Here is a 19,292-nt window from a genome sequence, read left to right on the forward strand (position 1 = left end):
CGCGTTCCGTTTGTGTTCTAACGGCAGGGAGTGAGCGAGCCGCTGCCCCTCCCTGCCCTTCACGCCAGCCACGCCGGGACCTGGCTGCGCGATGCCAACGGCTCCACCCGTGGCTGCTCGAAGGGCGAGGCGGTGATGGCGGCGGCCGATACGCCGCTCCTGATGATGAACGCACCGCTGGTGGCCAGCAGGCTCGGCTATCCCGACTTGTCCGGCCTGGACCTGCTGGAACTGTTCGCCTTCATCCACCCCGCGAGATTCTGCGTTCCCACACCCAAGGGCCTGGCCGACGCGCTTGGCCTCGAAGAACCGGCGGACGACGCCGATGTCACGCTGCTTTTGCAGAAAGCGGCTGGCGCCCTTGTGGCAACTTGCGAGAGCGACGGCTGGGCGGAACGCGAAGGTGCGTGGTCGACGCTGCAATCCCTCGCCCGCCTGCGCTGGCCATGGGCGAATGTGCTCGCCCCTCATGTGCGTAAGCCGGAAAAGGCCGAGAAATGGCTCTTTACCAAGCTGCCGGAGTGGGAGGAAACGCCAGATCGGCCGCAACCTGCGCAAGTCCTGATCGATGAGCCGGAGATCGAAGCTCAGCTGGAACGGCTGACCGGAGAAGGAGCGGAGCGGCGCGAAGGGCAGCGATTGTTCTCACGCGGGGCCGGTCACGTCTTCGGCCCTCGCGACAAGCAGAAGCGTCCTCATGTTCTGCTGGCACAGGCGGGCACCGGTATCGGCAAGACGCTGGGCTATCTCGCCCCTGCATCGCTTTGGGCCGAGCGATCGGGCGGGACGGTCTGGGTCAGCACCTACACCAAGAACCTCCAGCGCCAGCTTCGCCGCGAGAGCGCGCGCGCATGGCCAGCAGCCCGCGCCGACGGCTCGCCCCCCGTGGTGGTGCGCAAGGGCCGCGAGAATTACCTCTGCCTGCTCAACCTGGAAGACGCGCTGCAAGGCGGTTTCACGGGGCGGCCCGCTATTCTCGCGCAGCTAGTGGCGCGCTGGACGGCCTATACCCAGGATGGCGACATGATCGGCGGGGACTTGCCCGGCTGGCTCGGCACGCTGTTCAGGAAGCGCGGCATTGCGGCGCTGACCGACCAACGCGGCGAATGCGTCTATGCCGGCTGCCCGCATTATCGGAAGTGCTTCATCGAACGCAGCGCGCGCAATGCAGCGCAGGCCGATCTCGTCATCGCGAACCATGCGCTCGTCATGGTCAACGCAGCCCGTGGTCGGGACATCGCCAGCCGCCCGACCCGCATCGTCTTCGACGAAGGCCATCACGTGTTTGACGCTGCAGATTCGACGTTCTCTGCCGCATTGACGGGGCAGGAAGCCATCGAACTGCGCCGCTGGATCATCGGTCCCGAGCGTAATTCGCGTGGAAGGCGCCGCGGCCTTGCTGCGCGCCTTGCCGATGTGGCGAGCTATGACGATGCAGGAGGCGAAGCGGTCGAGGCCGCGGTCGAGGCGGCACAGGCCCTTCCGTCCGACGGATGGCTGGGACGGCTTGCGGAAGGAACCCCGTTCGGGCCGGTCGAGGCCCTCCTCGAACAGGTGCGCGCGGCCACTTACGCGCGCGACGAAAGCGGGCAGGAGGCGGGCTACGGCATCGAAACCGAAACAGCGCAGCTCCCCGGTGAACTGGTCGAAGCCGCAGGCACAGCTGCGCTCTCCCTCGCTGCTATTCGCACGCCGCTGCTGAAGCTTGCGGGGAGGCTGGAGGCAGTGCTGGAGGACGCGCCCGACTGGCTCGATGGCCAAGGCCGTGCGCGGATCGAGGGCGCACGCCATTCGCTGGCCTGGCGCATCGACCTGATTGCGGCGTGGGAAGCCCTGCTCTCGCGCCTCGGCGGTCCGGCAGATCCCGATTTCGTGGACTGGCTGGCGGTCGATCGCAACGACGCGCGCGAGTTCGACGTCGGGCTCTACCGCCACTGGCTCGATCCGATGAAGCCCTTTGCCCATACCGTGCTCGAACCGGCGCACGGTGTCATGCTCACCAGCGCGACCCTGACCGACCGCGACGAGACCGGCGCCGACTGGCCGCACGCCATCACCAAGAGTGGAGCACCGCATCTCGAACTGATGCCCAAAACCGCGCAATCGAACAGCCCGTTCGATTACGCGTCGCGTGCCGAGGTCTTGATCGTCACCGACATAAAGCGAGGCGACATTCCTGCACTCGCCGGTGCCTATGCAAGGCTGATCGAGGCGAGCGATGGAGGCGTCCTGGGTCTCTTCACCGCGATCCGGCGGATGCGCGCGGTCTACGGACGGATTGCCGACCGCCTGGCGCGCGCGGGCCTGCCGCTCTACGCGCAGCACGCCGATCCGATCGACACGGGTACGCTGACCGACATATTCCGCGACGATCCGCGCGCCAGTCTGCTTGGCACCGACGCCCTGCGCGACGGGGTCGATGTGCCGGGAGAATCGCTTCGCTGCGTGGTCGTGGAAGCCGTCCCCTGGCCCCGCCCGACCATCCTCCACCGCGCCCGCCGCGCGGCGGCATCCGAGCAGGAAGGCGGTGCAAAACGCTATGACGACCGTATCATCCGCGCGCGGCTGGCCCAGGCATTCGGCCGCCTGATCCGCAGCCGCGACGATGCCGGGCACTTCGTCGTCCTGTCCTCTGCCTTCCCCAGCCGGTTGCTCTCCGCCTTTCCCGACGGCACGCCTGTCATGCGCGTGACACTCGACGAGGCTTTACAGCGCGTGGCGAAGGGTGTTGGAGAGGTTGGGAACACTCCAGCGGAGAAACAAGACTCGTGAAGATCCTCGGCCTTTTGCGTCACGCCAAGTCCGACTGGGGGCAAAGCGACAAGCGCGATTTCGATCGGGGTCTCAATGAGCGCGGGCTCAAGGGTGCGCGGTTGATCGGGGAGCATATCCGCGATCACGGTGTGAAATGGGACCGGCTGGTCGCCAGCCCCGCCGAACGCGTCAAACTCACGCTGGAAGAGGCTGCAATCGGCCCCGAACCCGAATGGGACCGCCGCCTCTACCTCGCCTCCACCGAAACGATCTGCGAGGTGGCGAGCGAGATGGGCGGCGATGCCGACACGCTGCTGCTGGCAGGGCACAATCCGGGCTTCGGAGACATGGTCTTCGAACTGGTCGCCCCGAAGAACGAGAACGATCTGTTCGACGAGGCGAAGGTCAAATTCCCAACCGCTGCTTTCGCCGTGTTCGAACTCGACATCGATGACTGGTCCGACCTTTCCGAAGGATGCGGCAAGCTGGTCCACTTCGCCCGCCCCCGCGATCTCGACGCGGAACTGGGTCCGGAATATTAGTGCGAACGGCGGTCGTTGGGTGGATAGAGGACTTAATCCCTTTCGTAGAAGGTATGTCCTCGATTGACCGGCAAGAATGCCTTGAGAAGAGAGGATCTGGATACTTCTTCAGCTTCGAGCTTCAATTCCGCTGCATGATGTCGCAACCATCCAGTCTGTCTATCTAGATTACTGGATACATTTTCGAATGCCCTCTGAACCGCTTCATTCGGGTCCGAAGCCAGAACATATCTGTGACAGTAGAGTCCGGCTGGCTGATCCACGTCCCCATCAAGCTCTGTTGCTTCCACAAGCCAACTCAATCGACCATGAACTAGAACGTAGAAACAACGCATAGATGCTCCGTCGCGAAATTCCGGAAGGACCGCAATCGGGTCTTTAGCGGCGTGCGTTCGAGGTCTTTGGACGAATTATCGACCAGAGTAGGGCGGAGCATCCTGCAACGATTCCGACCGAGATCTGCGTGGAGAACTCCAGTGCCTGTCGGAGAACAAGCATAAGCAAGGTCATCGCAGCAAACGTAGTCAGCAAAGCCCTAAGCATGCAATAAGCCTGCCAGAGTATTTAGATGTCTGCAATCGAGTCGTGATGCGACAGTCCGCTCTTCATCGTAGCACGCGCGGGCCCGTGCCGCTCTCGCCCCATTTGTCGTCAGCATTGTAAAGCGCACACTTCTTAAGGCTCAGACAGCCGCAGCCGATGCAGCCGTCGAGACTGTCGCGCATTTTTTCGAGCGAGGCGATCTGGTCTTCGATGCGTTTGCGGATCGAGCCGCTGATGCGTTTCCAGTCGGCGGCGTTGGGCGTGCGTCCTTGTGGCAGGCCCGCGAGCGCCTCCTCGATCTCCGCCAGGGACAGCCCCAGTCGCTGGGCGATCAGGATGAAACTCAACCGCCGGATATCGCCGCGGAGGAAGCGGCGCTGGTTGCCGCTTGTGCGCAGCGCTTCGACCAGCCCGCGCTCTTCGTAAAACCGGATTGCCGAAACGGAGAGGCCGGTCCGACGGGCCAGTTCGCCGATGGGAAGGAGGTCGTTCGCTTTCATCGATCACAGCGATAGCGAAAACGAAGCTTGACCTCAACTTAGCTTGAGGTTGCATTGAGTGTGCATCGCATTTGCGGACCATCCCGGTGCCGCATCGAACAGAAGGAATTTAGCGATGCCAAAAGGACGTCTCGAACACGCCAATATTTCCGTCACCGATCCCGATCGCAGTGCCGCCCTGCTCAAGGACCTGCTCGGCTGGCACGAACGCTGGAGCGGACCTTCCATGGGGAACGGCCGCACGATTCATGTGGGCGGCGAAGACAATTACGTCTCGCTCTATACCAGCGAGGCCGTTGCCGGCGATTATCGCAAGGGCCAGCCGCTCAACCACATCGCCTTCATGGTCGATAATCTCGATGCGGCGGAGGCAGTCGTCGTGGAGCACGGTCTCGAACCTTTCAGCCACGGGAAGTGCGAACCCGGCCCGCGCACTTTCTACTTCTTCGACTGGGACGGGATCGAGTTCGAGGTGGTCAGCTATGAATGAGATCGTCCCGCGCCGTCCGCTCTTCCAACCTGACCCCAGGAAGCCACGGCAAGCCACCGGGAAACCGGTCGAAAAGCCACGCTTCCCTCCCCGCCCGCTTCCTGTATGAAAAGCGGGCGGCCGGGGAGCGCCGCGACAAGGGGAATCTGACAATGAAGCCTGTCCTGCTGGCCGCAGCCGCAATCGTGTCTCTCACCGCCACGCCCGCATTTGCGGAAACGGTGGTGGTGACGGCAGACCGGATGCTCGATGTGGAGACCGGACGCTATCTCGCCGATCCGGTCGTGACCGTGGTCGATGGCAAGGTTGCCAGTGTGCAGTCAGGTGTCACGCTTCCCGATGGTGCGAAGCATATCGATCTGGCCGGCCACACGCTGCTGCCCGGCCTCATCGACATGCACGTCCACCTTGATGGCCGTCCCGAGTACGGCGGATATTCCGGGCTGCAGTTCACCGATCGGTTCTGGACCGCGGTCGGCGTCGCCAATGCCCGCACTATGCTGGAAATCGGCTTCACCACCGTGCGCAACGTCGGCGACGACGATTACAACGTAATCGGTATCGACCAGGCGATCGAGGAAGGCTGGATCATCGGTCCGCGCATCGTCGTCGCCAACCATTCCCTCGGCGCGACGGGCGGGCATTGCGACGAGACTTTCCTGCCGCCTAGCTTCGATGCGAAGAGCCCTGCCGTCGGCGACAGCCCCGACGAATTGCGCAAGCGCGTGCGGGAGCAGCGCAAATACGGCGCGGAAGTCATCAAGGCCTGCGCCACTGGCGGCGTCTTCAGCCGCAATACCGCGCCGGGCATCCAGCAGCTGACGCTGGAGGAGCTCACCGCAATTGCAGACGAGGCGCATTTCTGGGGTTTGAAGGCCGCGGCTCACGCCCACGGTGCACCCGGGATCAAGGCCGCTATCCGGGCAGGCTTCGATACCATCGAACACGCCAGCTATGCCGACGATGAAGCCATCCGTCTCGCCAAGGAGCACGGCACCTTCTTCTCGATGGATATCTTCAACACCGAATACACCCTCTCACAGGGCGCTGGGAACGGCGTGCTGGAAGAGAACATCGCCAAGGAACGCGCACTCAGCCAGGCGCAGCGCGACAATTTCCGCCGCGCGCACGAAGCAGGCGTGAAGATGGTCTTCGCCAGCGATGCCGCCGTCATGCCGCACGAGCTGGTCGGCGGTCAGTTCCGCGTCATGGTCGAATACGGCATGACCCCGCTCGAGGCGATCCGGGCGGCCACCGTCACCGCGGCGCAGGCGCTGGGTCAAGAAGGCGAAGTCGGCGTGATCAAGCCCGGCGCATGGGGCGACATGATTGCCGTCAGCGGCGATCCGCTGGCCGATGTCGGCGAACTCGCCGACGTGGATGCCGTGATCAAGGGTGGTGTGCTGGTCGATTAGCGGGCGCCGCATGGAAGCCCGATAACGAACCCAGCGGCACGTCTTCGAACCGGACGAGCCAGCGCTTGGCCATCTTCGCCAGCGGCATCGGATTGAGGTAGTGCCGCTTGCACCGCCCGTCCCGCTCGCTTGCGACCAGCTCGGCGCTCTCCAGCACGGCAAGGTGCTTGGCCACCGCCTGCCGGGTCATCGGCAGGTCTTCGCTCAATTCCGATAGAGTCAGGCCGCCCTGCTCGCTCAACCTGTCGAGCAGGAGGCGGCGCGTGGGGTCCGACAAGGCGACGAAGGTATCCGTCATATGAGCAAGGCTAGGCACCTGCGCGCGAGTCGCTCAAGTTTGCGGACGCGCGCAGGGGCCTGTTTTCCCCAATAGGGATTCTTCAGAAGGCGCTCGCACCGCCGAATACGCCGATGATGAGGGGGTCGTTGGTCGCGCGGGGATTGCGGCGGATTTCCGCTTCCTCGAACCCCATCTCGCGCCAGATCGTGTCGTCGATGCTGTTCGCGACCCTGCTCGCAACCTGCGACACGTTGACGCCGGTCAGCGCGCCGAGCGCCTGTCCGACCAGCGGATCTTCGGCAAGGCGCATCGCGTCGCCCAGTTCGGGGATCATCGCATCGACGAGGCGCATGCCCATCTCTCCGCGCAGGAAGCTGGTCGCCGCGGTCGGCCCGCCATTGACGAGTTCGACAGCGTTCGAAATGCCGATCACGCGCACGGTATCTGCCACGATCGGGGCCGCGCGCTCCGCGCCTTCATAGGCGATGTCGCCGAATGCATCGAAAAGGCGGTCCTTGAACAGGTTGGACGTCAGGATGCTGCCCAGAACTCCACCGCGCGCACCGAGCAGGTTTTCCAGCCCGACTTGTGCAACCTGTTCATCCCAGAAGCCGCCATCGTCGAGCATGCGGGCAAAGGCCCGCTCGCTCGACAGGAACAGGAGGCGCTGGATGGCGTCGACGAAACCGAAGCCGCCAAGCGATGTGCAGGCCGGAAGCGCCAGGGTCGCCCCGCCGAGCGTCAATCCGCCCAGGAACTTGCGCCGGTGAGTGGTGGCCGTGAGAATATCGTTCATTATTTCTACTCCTCGAAGGTCCCACCCTTGTCGAGTGCGACATAGGCCGCCCATATGAGCCCTCCGATGAACCGCGTGCGCTGCCTCGTCCTCAATGCCGCCCTCGGCCCGCTCGACTACAAGGTGCCCGAAGGCATGGAAGTCGGTCCGGGCCATGTGGTCGAGTGTCCGCTTGGGCCGCGTACGATCATCGGAATCGTCTGGGAAAGCGAACGGCTTCCCGGCACCGAGGTTCCGGCGGAAAAGCTCCGCCCTTTGCGCTCGATCCTTCCGGTACCGCCCTTGTCTGCGCCGCTCAGGCGCTTGATCGAGTGGACGGCTGATTACTACGTCGCCTCCCTTTCCAGCGTCGCGCGCATGGCGTTGTCTTCAGGCGGCGCGCTCAAGGGACCGGCGACCATCACGGAATATCGCCTGACCGGAGGCATGCCGGAGCGCATGACCCCGCAGCGCCATGCGGCGATGGAGGCTCTTGAGGGCGAACAGGCTACTATCCGCGAACTGGCCGGGATCGCCGGAGTTTCAGAGGGCGTGCTGCGCGGCCTCGTCAACCAGGGTGCGCTGGAACCGGTGGAGGTCGACTGCGACCGCCCCTTTGACGAAGCGCGGCCCGATTTCACGCATGTGGATCTCAGCGACAACCAGCAGCTTGCGGCCGACACCTTGAGCGAGGCCGTCCGCAAGAGGAAATTCGCACCTTACCTGCTCGACGGCGTCACCGGATCGGGCAAGACCGAAACCTATTTCGAACCTGTCGCCGAAGCGCTTCGGATGGGCCGTCAGGTGCTGGTCCTGCTGCCTGAAATCGCGCTGACCGAGAATTTCCTTCACCGTTTCGAAGAGCGGTTCGGCGTGACCCCCGTCCTCTGGCACTCCTCGCTGAAGTCCACCCAGCGCCGCCGTGCATGGCGAAACGTGGCGAGCGGCGATGCGCAAGTCGTGGTGGGCGCTCGTTCAGCCCTGTTCCTGCCCTTTCGCAATTTGGGCTTCATCGTCGTCGACGAAGCCCACGAAACCAGTTTCAAACAGGAAGACGGCGTGCGCTACAATGCCCGCGACGTGGCCGTCATGCGCGCGCATTTCGAAGGCATCCCGGTTGTCCTCGCCAGCGCGACCCCGGCACTGGAAAGCCTGCAAATGGCCGAGAGCGGCGTCTATGCGAAGCTCGACCTGCCCAGCCGGTTCGGCGGGGCGGAATTGCCCGCCATCGACACGATCGACCTGACCGAGGAAAAGCCGCCGCAAGGAATGTGGCTAGCCCAGCGGCTGATCGACGGCGTCGCCGAGCGGCTGGAGCGCAAGGAACAGTCGCTGCTCTTCCTAAACCGCCGCGGCTATGCGCCGCTGACCCTGTGCCGCAATTGCGGGTTCCGCTTCCAGTGCCCCAATTGCAGCGCGTGGCTGGTCGAACACCGTTTTACCCGTCGACTTGCCTGCCACCATTGCGGACATGAGACGCCAAGTCCCGCAGCCTGCCCCGAATGCGGTGAGCCCGATTGCCTCGTCGCCTGCGGTCCCGGCGTCGAGCGCATCGCCGACGAGGTCGCGGAGCGCCTGCCCGATGCGCGCGTCTTCGTCGCCACGTCGGACACGCTCAATTCGCCGGGTCGCGCCGCGGAATTCATTGCGCAGGTCGAAACAGGGGCGATCGACGTCATCGTCGGCACCCAGCTGGTGACCAAGGGCTTTCACTTTCCGGAGCTTACGCTGGTGGGCGTGGTCGATGCCGACCTCGGCCTCGAGGGAGGCGACTTGCGCGCAGGCGAGCGGACCTATCAGCAAGTCGCGCAGGTTGCCGGGCGTGCCGGTCGCGGCTCCAAGCCGGGCGAAGTGCTGATCCAGACCCGCCATCCCGAAGCCAGCGTGATCGCTGCCCTTGCAGCGGGAGATCGCGATGCCTTCTACGAGGCCGAAACCGAAATGCGGCGCGAGGCTGGCGCCCCTCCCTTCGGCCGCTGGGCATCGATCATCATTTCCTCCGAAGCCGAGGCGGAGGCACGGGAAGCCGCACGGCGGATCGGAGATGTGCGCCCCGACGTGCCCGACCTCATGATACTCGGCCCGGCGCCTGCACCCATGGCGCTGCTGCGGGGACGGTATCGCTATCGCCTGCTGATGAATGCGCGGCGTAGCGTGCAATTGCAGGACGTCATCCGTCGCTGGCTTTCCAGCCTCGACCATCCCCCGGGCGTCCGCATCGGAGTGGATGTCGATCCCTACAGTTTCGTGTAGGTACGGCTGCCATGTGCAATCTCTATCGCATGACCAAGAACGCCACCGAAGTCGCGCAATTGTTCGACGTGGTGGCGGAAATCGGCAGCAATGCGGGCGGCGAGATCTATCCCGGCTATTCCGGCATCGTGATCGCAGGCGGCAAGGTCGAAACCATGACCTGGGGCTTCCCCTTCCAGCGCAAGGGCGCGAAGGGCCAGCCGCTCAAGCCAAAGCCGGTCAACAATGCACGCACGGACAAGCTCTCCGGTCCTTTCTGGAAAAGCAGCTTCGTGGAACGGCGTTGCCTGATCCCGCTGGAAAGCTTCGCCGAAGCGCAGGGCAAGAAAGGCGCGATGACCCGCACCTGGATGACCATGCCCGATGCCGAGGTCTTCACGGTTGCCGGCATTTGGCGCGGCAGCGCGGAATGGGGCGATTGCTATTCTATGGTGATGACCGATGCCTCTCCCCAGATGAGCGAGATCCACAACCGGATGCCTGTAATCCTTACGGCGGATCAACGCGCGACCTGGCTGGACGGCTCACCCGGCGACGCTTTCGATCTTTGCCGCCCGTTCGACGGCACTCTGGCGATCGAGCCGACGGATGTCCCCTGGGCGGGGCGATCGGCGCAGTCCTCGCTGCTCTAGGCACCTGTCGCGCGCTCGCGCATTGAGAGCGCATGGCAGAAAATACAGATGGCCCCGTTCTCGTCCCGATCCTCGGCGACCAGCTGACCCGCGACCTCGCCAGCCTGCGCGGGCGGACAAAGGACGATACCGTCATCCTGATGATGGAGGTCTGGGACGAGGCGACCTACGTCAAACACCACAAGCAGAAGATCGTGCTGATCTTCTCCGCCATGCGTCATTTTGCCGACGACCTGCGCGATGCGGGCTGGACGGTCGACTACGTAAAGCTGGATGCGAAGAACAATGCCGGGAGCTTCACCGGCGAGGTCGCCCGCGCCGTCGAAGAACACTCCCCGCGCGCCATCCATGTGGTCGAACCGGGCGAATGGCGCCTGCGCGAGGACTTCGATCAGTGGGCCGACAAGTTTCCCTGCGAAGTCGAAATCCTTGCCGACGACCGCTTCATTTCCACCCAGGCAGAGTTCGATGAATGGGCGGAAGACCGCAAGGAAATGCGGATGGAGTATTTCTACCGCGAAATGCGTCGCAAGACGGGCCTGCTGATGGACGGCGACAAGCCGGAAGGCGGGGAGTGGAATTACGATAGCGAGAACCGCAAACCTCCCAAGGAAGGGCTCGATGCGCCCGAGCGCCCGCTGTTCGAACCCGATGCGATCACATGCGAGGTGATCGAACTGGTCGAAGATCGTTTCGGCGATCACTTCGGGTCTCTGGAAAAATTCGGATGGCCGGTGACCCGCGAAGAAGCGGAAGAGGCGGCGGATGCTTTCTTCGCCGAACGCATCGAATGCTTCGGCCCATACCAGGACGCGATGGTTCATGGACAGGACGACCTGTTCCATTCGATGCTGTCGACCAGCATCAATCTCGGCCTGCTCGACCCGCTGGAGCTCTGCCAGCGGGCGGAGAAAGCGTACAAGGACGGCCGCGCACCGATAAACTCGGTCGAAGGGTTCATCCGCCAGATCATCGGCTGGCGCGAATATGTGCGGCGGTTCTACTGGCACCAGATGCCGCACCTGCAGAAAGCGAATGCGCTGAATGCGCAGCGCGGGCTGCCCGAATTCTACTGGACCGGCGAAACCGACATGCGGTGCCTTGCCGACAGCATCCGCTCCACCCGCGACAACGCCCATGCCCACCACATCCAGCGGCTGATGGTGCTCGGCAATTTCGCCCTGCTCGCAGGGATAAACCCCCGCGAAGTGCAGGACTGGTACCTCGTGGTCTACGCCGACGCCTATGAGTGGGTGGAACTACCCAATGTGGCGGCGATGATCCTCTATGCCGACGGCGGAAAGCTGGCGAGCAAGCCCTATGCGGCGAGCGGCAACTACATCAACAAGATGAGCGATTACTGCGGTGAGTGCCGATATTCCGTCAGCAAGAAGACGGGCGAAGGCGCGTGTCCCTTCAATCCGCTCTACTGGCATTTCATGGATCGCCATCGCGACAGGCTTGAAAAGAACGCCCGCATCGGGCGCATCTACTCGACATGGGACCGGATGGACGAGGCGAAGAAGCAGGAATATCTCGAAAGTGCCGAGACGTTCCTCGACAGCCTCACGCCTGCCGGCAAGGAGTGGGCGCGCAATTAGGCTTCGCGCGCGTTGTCTCTCATCTGGGCAATCAGCTTCGTTTCTTCGGCCTTGCGGCTCATTGAGATGACGTGATCCACACCTTCTATGGTAATTGCCAGCTTCCCCTCCGGGGTGATTTCGATGAAGCCCTTGGACTTCAGGTACCAGGTGTGGAATTCGAAATTTTCGTCGGAGCAATCCAGCGTCTTCTGGATATAATATCCCATGATACCCGGGTCTTTCGCATGCTCGCGGCGGCGCTTGTATAGGTGGTACAGCACCTTCTCGTGCGCTTCTGCATCGTCGAGCGCGGACTTTTCGTCGATCAGCAGATCTTCGCTACCGGGGAACTGGTAAAGGTTATCCTTTTTCAGTTCCTTGTAGCGCTGGTCGTACTTGGCGCGCTTTTCCGGATCGCGCAGCAATTGGTATGCGGAAGTCACTTCCTGGAACTTGTCGATGTCGGCCGTATCGGTGTGATCGGGATGATACATCTGCGCTGCGTGCCGGTAAGCTTTTTCCAGCATCTTGCGGTCGCAGGTCGGACTAACCTGCAACAGGGCATAGAAGTCGACGAAATCCTGTCCGCTATCCATCGCCTAAACCTGCTAATACTCGGTACGGTCGACACAACCGCACGGGATTGATCCAGAAGCCGGTTATTATTGGCCCACGCGATTGCTTCGGCGGGTTGCGACGTTGGTGTATAGTCTTCCTACTACAGGCTGCATTGTCAAAGGAAACTTGCCTCTGACGCGAATTATTTCGTGTTAGGAGCAGTTTATCGGGATTTTTCCCGCTCGAGCAGCTCCGCCTTGATTTGCGTTCCGTAAGCATATCCGCCGAGCGAGCCGTCCGCCGCGATGACCCTGTGGCACGGGATCAGCACGGCGATGTTGTTCGCGCCGTTGGCCCCGCCGACCGCGCGCGACGCGTTCGGATTTCCCAGCGCGGCAGCGAGCTCGCCATAGCTGCGCGTTTCGCCCGCCGGGATTTCGCGCAAGGCCTGCCAGACCCGTTGCTGGAAAGCCGTGCCCTTTACGTCGAGCGGAATGGAAGCGAGTGCCGCCTGCCCCGGGTTCTCGACTGCAGCGGTTACCTGCCGGAACAGGTCGCGAAAATCCTCGCCTGCTGCAACCAGCTCAGCCTCGGGAAAGCGGCGCGCGAGATCACTCTCGTCTTCGTTGAACGACAGGCAGCAGACTCCTTGCTCCGTCGCAGCGACGAGCATCGCGCCAAGCGAGGTCTCGATCACACTCCAGTGAACCGTGCGCCCCTTGCCGCCATCCTTCCAGTCGCTTGCCGTCATGCCGAGCTTGCCTTTCGTATCGTCGTAGAATCGCGAGGGAGAGGAATACCCGGCCTCATAGATCGCGCCGGTGACGCTGTCGCCAGCGCTGAGGGCCTCGCGGGCGCGCTCTTCACGCAAGGCCCGCGCATAGGCGGCAGGTGACAGACCGGTCGCGCACTTGAATACTTTCTGGAAATGGGTCGGCGAATAGCCGGTTATCCGGGAAAGGACGGACAGGGTCGGCGCATCCTCGGCCCGGCGTATCTCTTCGATTGCCGCCATGACGGCAGCCTCGTCGCGCCCGACGTCATCGGGAAGGCATCGCTTGCACGGCCGCAGGCCCGCCGCCCGCGCGCTCTCCCCGTCGACGAAGAATCGCACATTCTCGCGCAAGGGGTGCCGCGCAGCGCAAGACGGACGGCAATAGATGCCGGTACTCATTACGCCGGTGACAAAGCGCCCGTCGAACGCGCGATCACGCCGCTTTACCGCCTGCCATGCCTGTCCCTGGTCGATCATCGCCCTGCTCCATAGCGCATCTTGGCCCTCTTTGCGGCTGATTTGCACAGCACGCATCCCGCAGCTTGCGGTCAAAGCGATTGGGCGGCACAAGCGGCGGGACGATGGGACGCATTCTCACATATTTTGCCGCCATGTGCGCGCTCTTGCTGCCGCAACTGGTCCATGCCGATCCGGCCGATATCGACGCAGCGTCGCGCGGGGTCGTGCGCGTGGTCATCATCGGCAATGACGGCGACGAGCTTTATCCCGTCAGCCACGGCACCGGTTTCGCCGTCACGCAGAACGCCATCGTTACCAACGCCCATGTCGTGCGCGACGCAATGCGTGACGCAGATTTGCGTATCGGGATCGTGCCCAATGGCGGCGGCGAGGCAGTTTACGGACAGTTGGTCACTGCCAGTTCGCGCAACGATCTGGCGCTTGTTCGCCTGACCGGAAACCTGCGCCTGCCCCCGCTCGCCATTGCGGGCCAGCCGGTTTCCGGAGCCGGAGAGGTGACCAGCGTCGGCTATCCGATGAATGTCGACCGCGCCCAGGGGCTGGACCTGACCGATCTGTTCCGCAGTCAGCCACCGGTAAAGAGCCGCGGCTTCATTTCGGGAGAGCGGCCGAGCCGCCAGTTCGACACGATCCTCCACACAGCACCGATCGCGCGGGGCAATTCGGGCGGCCCCTTGCTCGATCCGTGCGGACGGGTCGTAGGGGTAAACAGCTTCGGTGCGGACAATGAAGGAGGAGATGCGGAATTCTTTTTCGCCGTGTCCAATCGCGAGCTGGTGCCTTTCCTCAAGGCCAACGACATTACTCCGCGCCTTTCCGACCAGCCGTGCCGCAGCCTCGCCGACCTCGACGAGGCAGAGCGCGAGCGGATCGAACGCGAACAGGCCGAAGCACGGCAAAGCCTTGCCCAGCGTGCAGAAGAAACCCGCGCCAAGCGCGAACGCGCCCTGCTTCGTGCACAGCTGTCGGTTTCGCAAGATCGCGAAGACCGCATGGCGCTGGCCTTCGTTCTCATGCTCGTCGCGTTCGGGCTCGGACTTTGGGCATGGAGCCAGCGCGAAAGGATCGGCGCGGATGACGAGGATGCGGCGCTCCGCATAAAGAAGACCAACATCGCCTTCGCGATTGCAAGCTTCCTTGTCGTGGTGGCCTTTATTGCTTTCATCACGCGCCCCGGCCTTGACGAAGTGGATCGGCGGGTCGCGGCCGTGATGGCGGAAGGCGAAAAGCCTGATGATGGCGCTCCGCTAGCCGGGCAGGAAAGCGGAGACCTTTCGCTCGTCTGCAACGTGATTCCGGAACGCAGCCGCATCACCACGTCCGAAGCAACCGAAATCGAATTCGAATGGACCGCAGACGGATGCGTCAACGAGCGCACCCAATATGGCTATGCGTCCGGAAACTGGTCGCGAGTCTTTGTACCCAATGAAGAGGACGCGGTTTCGGTGAACAGTTTCGATCCGGATCGCCGGATATTCCGGTCCGAACGCTACCTCCTCCAGCGCGGCGCCATGCGCGAGGCGCGCAGCGCGCGCGCAAAATACACGGCGCCCAAGTGCGGCGTGGAAGGAGCCGCTACGTCTCTCGGAGATTTGCAGGGCGAAGTGCTGAGCCAGCTACCCCAGCAGCCGAACGAGCGGCTGGTCTACCAGTGCGAGACGCGGGACTAGGTCAGGCGGCGAGAGCTTCACCCGACAAGGTAATGCGATGCATCTCGCGCGCGTACCCCTGATAGTCGTTCATGGCATAATGCCAGGTCGTCCGGTTATCCCAGATCGCCACCGTGCCCGGTTCCCATTGGAGCCTGCATTGCAGGTCGGGCGACATCGCGTGGGCGAATAGCTCCTGCAGCAACGGCAGGCTTTCCTCGCGGGTCTGGCCGACGAAATTGATCGTGAAGCCCGGGTTTACATAAAGGAGCTTATGCCCGGTGTGCGGGTGGCGGATGACGACGGGGTGTGTTGCGCCTGTCTTCAGGTCTTGCCCGCGCAGGTCCGCGCCCTGGTCGGTCTGCGCATACGCACCATCGGGCGAATAGATATGGTCCGCCGTGTGGAATGCGCTCAGCCCGTCGATCTTCTTTTTTGTCTCTTCAGGCAGCGTGTCATAGGCAGCCCCCATGTGCGCCCACAGCGTGTCGCCACCGGAAGGCGGCAATTCACGCGCCACGAGAATCGATCCCATGGCGGGGATCTGATCGTAGGAATGATCGGTGTGCCAGCCGCCACCGATATTGGTGGTCTGGTCCTTGCGTTTGCGCACGACGGCGATCTCGGGATGTTCGTCGGTCAGCGGAAAATAATTGTTGATGTCGATCCCGCCCCAGCGCTTGGCAAAGGCGATATGGTCTTCGGGACTGAATTCTTGGCCGCGGAACACCGCCACACCGTGCCTATATATAAGGCCGCGAATGGTCTCGAGCTTGCTACCTTCCGCCTCGGCAAGCGCAATGCCCTTTACCTCGACACCGCAATGCGGCGACAATGCCTCAGTTTCCATCCCGTCTCTCCCGCTCGATCGGTTTTGATTGAGGACGAATTTACGCCTCCCTGTCCAAAAGTCGAATCTTTCACAGGCGGAGTCGGGTTGCCTTCGCGGGGACCCTTTGCTAGGCGCGCGCCAACCTTGCCGGAGCGACTCATTTTCGCTCACCCCCGGCTTGGAACGACAGACTTTTTTTCCGACCCTTAGAGGACGAGAGACGCGTGGATATTTCCGCCGGTATTCAGGCTAGCCTGGCAGGGCGTTATGCCTCGGCCCTTTTCGATCTGGCCAGCGAGGCCGGGACCGTGACTGCGGTCGAATCGGACCTCGACAAACTGGAAGCGGGGCTTGCCGAATCGGCAGAGCTCAAGACGCTGACCACCAACCCGCGCGTGAGCCGCGGCGAAGCAGAAAAGGCACTGTGGGGCGTTTCCGCCATCATGGGCCTTTCGGACCTGACGCAGAGGTTTCTCGGCACGCTTGCCGCGAACCGCCGCCTCGGCCAGCTTCCCGGCGTCATCCGCGCATTCCGCGCCATCGCTGCCGCGCAGCGCGGCGAAGTGACTGCCGAAGTCACTAGCGCCCACGCGCTGACCGACACGCAGCTGGACCAGCTCAAGACGAAGCTGACCGCTCGCGAAGGTCGCACTGTAAAGATTAATTCCAAGGTTGATCCCGATCTTCTGGGCGGCCTTGTCGTTACCATCGGTTCGAAGCGCATTGACGGTTCGATCCGCACCCGCCTCAATTCCCTCGCCCAGGCGATGAAAGCCTGATCAAAGGACGATAATCATGGATATCCGCGCCGCAGAAATCTCCAAGGTCATCAAGGACCAGATCGCCAATTTCGGCACCGAAGCCGAAGTCAGCGAAGTTGGCTCCGTGCTGTCGGTGGGTGACGGCATCGCCCGCATCCACGGCCTCGACAATGTCCAGGCCGGCGAGATGATCGAATTCTCCAACGGCGTTCAGGGCATGGCGCTGAACCTCGAAGCCGACAACGTCGGTGCCGTTATCTTCGGTGCCGACACCGACATCGGCGAAGGCGACACCGTCAAGCGCACCGGCACCATCGTGGACGTTCCGGTCGGCAAGGGCCTGCTGGGCCGCGTCGTCGACGCTTTGGGCAACCCGATCGACGGCAAGGGTCCAATCGAATCGACCGAACGTCGCCGCGTCGAAGTCAAGGCGCCGGGCATCATCCCGCGTGAATCGGTTTCCGAACCCGTGCAGTCGGGCCTCAAGGCCATCGACGCCCTCGTCCCGGTTGGCCGTGGCCAGCGCGAACTGATCATCGGCGACCGCCAGACCGGTAAGTCCGCCGTCGCGATCGACACCTTCATCAACCAGAAGGACGCGCACCAGGGCGACGACGAGAAGAAGAAGCTTTACTGCATCTACGTCGCCGTCGGCCAGAAGCGCTCGACCGTCGCACAGATCGTCAAGAGCCTCGAAGAAAACGGCGCGATGGAATACTCGATCGTCGTCGCTGCAACCGCATCTGAGCCCGCTCCGCTGCAGTACCTCGCACCCTACACCGGCTGTGCGATGGGCGAATTCTTCCGCGACAACGGCATGCACGCCGTCATCGTTTACGACGACCTTTCCAAGCAGGCAGTGGCTTACCGCCAGATGTCGCTCCTCCTGCGTCGTCCTCCGGGCCGCGAAGCTTACCCGGGCGACGTTTTCTATCTTCACAGCCGTCTCCTCGAGCGCGCTGCAAAGATGAACGGCGCCAATGGCGGCGGCTCGCTCACCGCGCTGCCGATCATCGAAACGCAGGCAGGCGACGTGTCGGCCTACATTCCGACCAACGTGATCTCGATCACCGACGGCCAGATCTTCCTCGAAACCGACCTGTTCTACCAGGGCATCCGTCCGGCAATTAACGTCGGCCTGTCGGTCAGCCGCGTCGGCGGTGCCGCGCAGACCAAGGCGATGAAGAAGGTTTCGGGCTCGATGAAGCTCGACCTCGCACAGTATCGCGAAATGGCTGCCTTCGCGCAGTTCGGCTCGGACCTCGACGCCGCTACGCAGAAGCTGCTGAACCGCGGTGCGCGCCTGACCGAGCTGCTCAAGCAGCCGCAGTTCTCGCCAATGCCGTTCGAAGAGCAGACCGTGTCGATCTTTGCCGGCACCAACGGCTACCTCGACGATGTCGCGGTCGATCGCGTCACCGACTACGAAGCCCAGATGCTGAGCTTCATGCGCTCCGAACACGCCGATGTGCTCGCGGAAATCCGCACCACCGGCAAGTTCGAAGACAGCACCAAGGACAAGGTCGTCGACGCACTGAAGACCTTCGCCAAGCAGTTCGCCTGAGCCAACCGAGAGCACACGAGATAGGGAGCCGAAATGGCTAGCCTCAAGGAACTCAAGGATCGGATCGGGTCGGTGAAGTCGACCCAGAAGATCACCAAGGCCAAGCAGATGGTCGCCGCGGCAAAATTGCGCCGTGCGCAGGCCGCTGCCGAAGCCGCACGTCCCTACGCCGAACGGCTGTCGGGCGTCATGGCATCGCTTGCCAGCAAGGTAAGCGGCGACAGCGCGCCCCTGCTGCTTCGCGGCACCGGATCGGACAAGCGCCACCTGCTGGTGGTCGTGAACACCGACAAGGGCCTGTGCGGTGGTCTCAACGCCAACATCGTCAAGGCCGCCAAGGCCAAGGCGCGCGAACTGATCGCAGACGGCAAGGACGTGACTTTCTATCTCGTCGGCAAAAAAGGCCGCGCGCCGATCAAGCGCGACTATGCCGACAAGATCGAAAAGCACTTCGACACCTCCGACGTCCGCCAGCCGGGCTTCGAAGAGGCCGATGCCATCGCCGAAGACCTGCTCGAACGCTTTGAGAAGGGCGAATTCGACGTTGCGCACCTCGTCTACCCGATCTTCCAGTCGGCGCTGGCGCAGGATCCGACCGTCGATCAGCTGATCCCCGTCCCCTCGCCCGAAGGCGAAGGCACCGGCGGCCATGCAGTCGTGGAATACGAGCCGGGCGAAGAGGAAATCCTCGAAGACCTGCTCCCGCGCTACGTGAAGACGCAGCTGTTCGGCGCCCTGCTCGAACGCGAAGCATCCGAACAGGGCGCGTCGATGACCGCCATGGACAACGCGACGCGCAATGCAGGCGACCTCATCAACAAGCTGACGATCCAGTACAACCGCAGCCGCCAGGCCGCGATTACTACCGAACTCGTCGAAATCATCGCAGGCGCGGAAGCGCTCTGA

Annotated in this window: 17 protein-coding genes; 11 read left to right on the forward strand and 6 right to left on the reverse strand. The window is 63.0% G+C overall.

Annotated features, from left to right (window positions below):
- Positions 1-30 precede the first annotated feature (30 nt).
- Both GRI34_RS06775 and GRI34_RS06780 read left to right on the forward strand, forming a co-directional pair.
- Positions 31-2,772 (forward strand): ATP-dependent DNA helicase, encoded by a 2,742-nt coding sequence (locus GRI34_RS06775; protein WP_160595275.1) that lies wholly within the window; start codon positions 31-33, stop codon positions 2,770-2,772.
- Positions 2,769-3,296 carry a SixA phosphatase family protein gene (locus tag GRI34_RS06780; protein WP_160595276.1) on the forward strand — a complete coding sequence of 176 codons (528 nt, stop codon included), beginning with the start codon at positions 2,769-2,771 and terminating at the stop codon, positions 3,294-3,296. Before GRI34_RS06775 ends, GRI34_RS06780 begins: the two co-directional genes overlap by 4 nt.
- A gap of 605 nt (positions 3,297-3,901) precedes the next feature.
- Here GRI34_RS06780 and soxR read toward each other — a convergent pair.
- On the reverse strand, positions 3,902-4,339 hold the full coding sequence (gene soxR, locus GRI34_RS06785) for a redox-sensitive transcriptional activator SoxR (protein WP_160595277.1): 438 nt from the start codon (positions 4,337-4,339) through the stop codon (positions 3,902-3,904).
- 115 nt (positions 4,340-4,454) lie between these two features.
- Here soxR and GRI34_RS06790 point away from each other — a divergent pair, with 115 nt between their 5' ends.
- Both GRI34_RS06790 and GRI34_RS06795 read left to right on the forward strand, forming a co-directional pair.
- Complete coding sequence (locus GRI34_RS06790; RefSeq protein ID WP_160595278.1) at positions 4,455-4,829, forward strand: VOC family protein; 375 nt, start codon at positions 4,455-4,457, stop codon at positions 4,827-4,829.
- 152 nt (positions 4,830-4,981) lie between these two features.
- Positions 4,982-6,244 carry a Xaa-Pro dipeptidase gene (locus GRI34_RS06795; RefSeq protein WP_160595279.1) on the forward strand — a complete coding sequence of 421 codons (1,263 nt, stop codon included), beginning with the start codon at positions 4,982-4,984 and terminating at the stop codon, positions 6,242-6,244.
- On the opposite strand, the gene GRI34_RS06800 is transcribed toward GRI34_RS06795, so the two are convergent.
- Positions 6,219-6,542, reverse strand: a complete 324-nt coding sequence (locus GRI34_RS06800) for an ArsR/SmtB family transcription factor (protein ID WP_160595280.1) — start codon at positions 6,540-6,542, stop codon at positions 6,219-6,221. The genes GRI34_RS06795 and GRI34_RS06800 overlap by 26 nt on opposite strands.
- An 82-nt stretch (positions 6,543-6,624) precedes the next feature.
- Complete coding sequence (locus GRI34_RS06805; RefSeq protein ID WP_160595281.1) at positions 6,625-7,320, reverse strand: DUF4197 domain-containing protein; 696 nt, start codon at positions 7,318-7,320, stop codon at positions 6,625-6,627.
- A 66-nt stretch (positions 7,321-7,386) separates the two neighbouring features.
- Here GRI34_RS06805 and GRI34_RS06810 point away from each other — a divergent pair, with 66 nt between their 5' ends.
- From GRI34_RS06810 to GRI34_RS06820, 3 genes are read left to right on the forward strand one after another with little or no spacing between them, the layout of a single operon-like run.
- On the forward strand, positions 7,387-9,552 hold the full coding sequence (locus tag GRI34_RS06810) for a primosomal protein N' (protein ID WP_160595282.1): 2,166 nt from the start codon (positions 7,387-7,389) through the stop codon (positions 9,550-9,552).
- A gap of 11 nt (positions 9,553-9,563) precedes the next feature.
- On the forward strand, positions 9,564-10,184 hold the full coding sequence (locus GRI34_RS06815; RefSeq protein ID WP_160595283.1) for an SOS response-associated peptidase: 621 nt from the start codon (positions 9,564-9,566) through the stop codon (positions 10,182-10,184).
- 32 nt (positions 10,185-10,216) lie between these two features.
- Complete coding sequence (locus GRI34_RS06820) at positions 10,217-11,785, forward strand: cryptochrome/photolyase family protein (RefSeq protein ID WP_160595284.1); 1,569 nt, start codon at positions 10,217-10,219, stop codon at positions 11,783-11,785.
- Here GRI34_RS06820 and GRI34_RS06825 read toward each other — a convergent pair.
- Positions 11,782-12,363: a DnaJ domain-containing protein gene (locus tag GRI34_RS06825; protein WP_160595285.1), complete on the reverse strand. Its 582-nt coding sequence runs from the start codon at positions 12,361-12,363 to the stop codon at positions 11,782-11,784. The genes GRI34_RS06820 and GRI34_RS06825 overlap by 4 nt on opposite strands.
- Before the next feature lie 185 nt (positions 12,364-12,548).
- Entirely contained in the window at positions 12,549-13,577 is a 1,029-nt protein-coding gene (ada, locus tag GRI34_RS06830; RefSeq protein WP_160596426.1) for a bifunctional DNA-binding transcriptional regulator/O6-methylguanine-DNA methyltransferase Ada, read from the reverse strand.
- 104 nt (positions 13,578-13,681) lie between these two features.
- On the opposite strand from ada, the gene GRI34_RS06835 reads away from it, so the two are divergent.
- Positions 13,682-15,250, forward strand: a complete 1,569-nt coding sequence (locus tag GRI34_RS06835) for a S1 family peptidase (protein WP_160595286.1) — start codon at positions 13,682-13,684, stop codon at positions 15,248-15,250.
- A 1-nt stretch (position 15,251) separates the two neighbouring features.
- On the opposite strand, the gene GRI34_RS06840 is transcribed toward GRI34_RS06835, so the two are convergent.
- Positions 15,252-16,079 (reverse strand): TauD/TfdA dioxygenase family protein, encoded by an 828-nt coding sequence (locus GRI34_RS06840; protein WP_160595287.1) that lies wholly within the window; start codon positions 16,077-16,079, stop codon positions 15,252-15,254.
- 206 nt (positions 16,080-16,285) lie between these two features.
- Here GRI34_RS06840 and GRI34_RS06845 point away from each other — a divergent pair, with 206 nt between their 5' ends.
- Genes GRI34_RS06845 through GRI34_RS06855 form a run of 3 tightly spaced genes read left to right on the forward strand, consistent with a single transcriptional unit; the run spans position 16,286 to position 19,292 of the window.
- The gene (locus GRI34_RS06845) at positions 16,286-16,840 is read left to right on the forward strand and encodes a F0F1 ATP synthase subunit delta (protein ID WP_160595288.1); all 555 of its coding nucleotides are present in this window, start codon (positions 16,286-16,288) and stop codon (positions 16,838-16,840) included.
- Between the two features lie 16 nt (positions 16,841-16,856).
- Entirely contained in the window at positions 16,857-18,386 is a 1,530-nt protein-coding gene (gene atpA, locus GRI34_RS06850) for a F0F1 ATP synthase subunit alpha (RefSeq protein ID WP_160595289.1), read from the forward strand.
- A gap of 33 nt (positions 18,387-18,419) precedes the next feature.
- Positions 18,420-19,292, forward strand: coding sequence for a F0F1 ATP synthase subunit gamma (locus GRI34_RS06855; RefSeq protein ID WP_160595290.1), 873 nt, complete (start codon positions 18,420-18,422; stop codon positions 19,290-19,292).

Origin of the sequence: Qipengyuania aquimaris (genome assembly GCF_009827445.1) — a bacterium.
In the GTDB taxonomy this organism is placed as follows: domain Bacteria; phylum Pseudomonadota; class Alphaproteobacteria; order Sphingomonadales; family Sphingomonadaceae; genus Qipengyuania; species Qipengyuania aquimaris.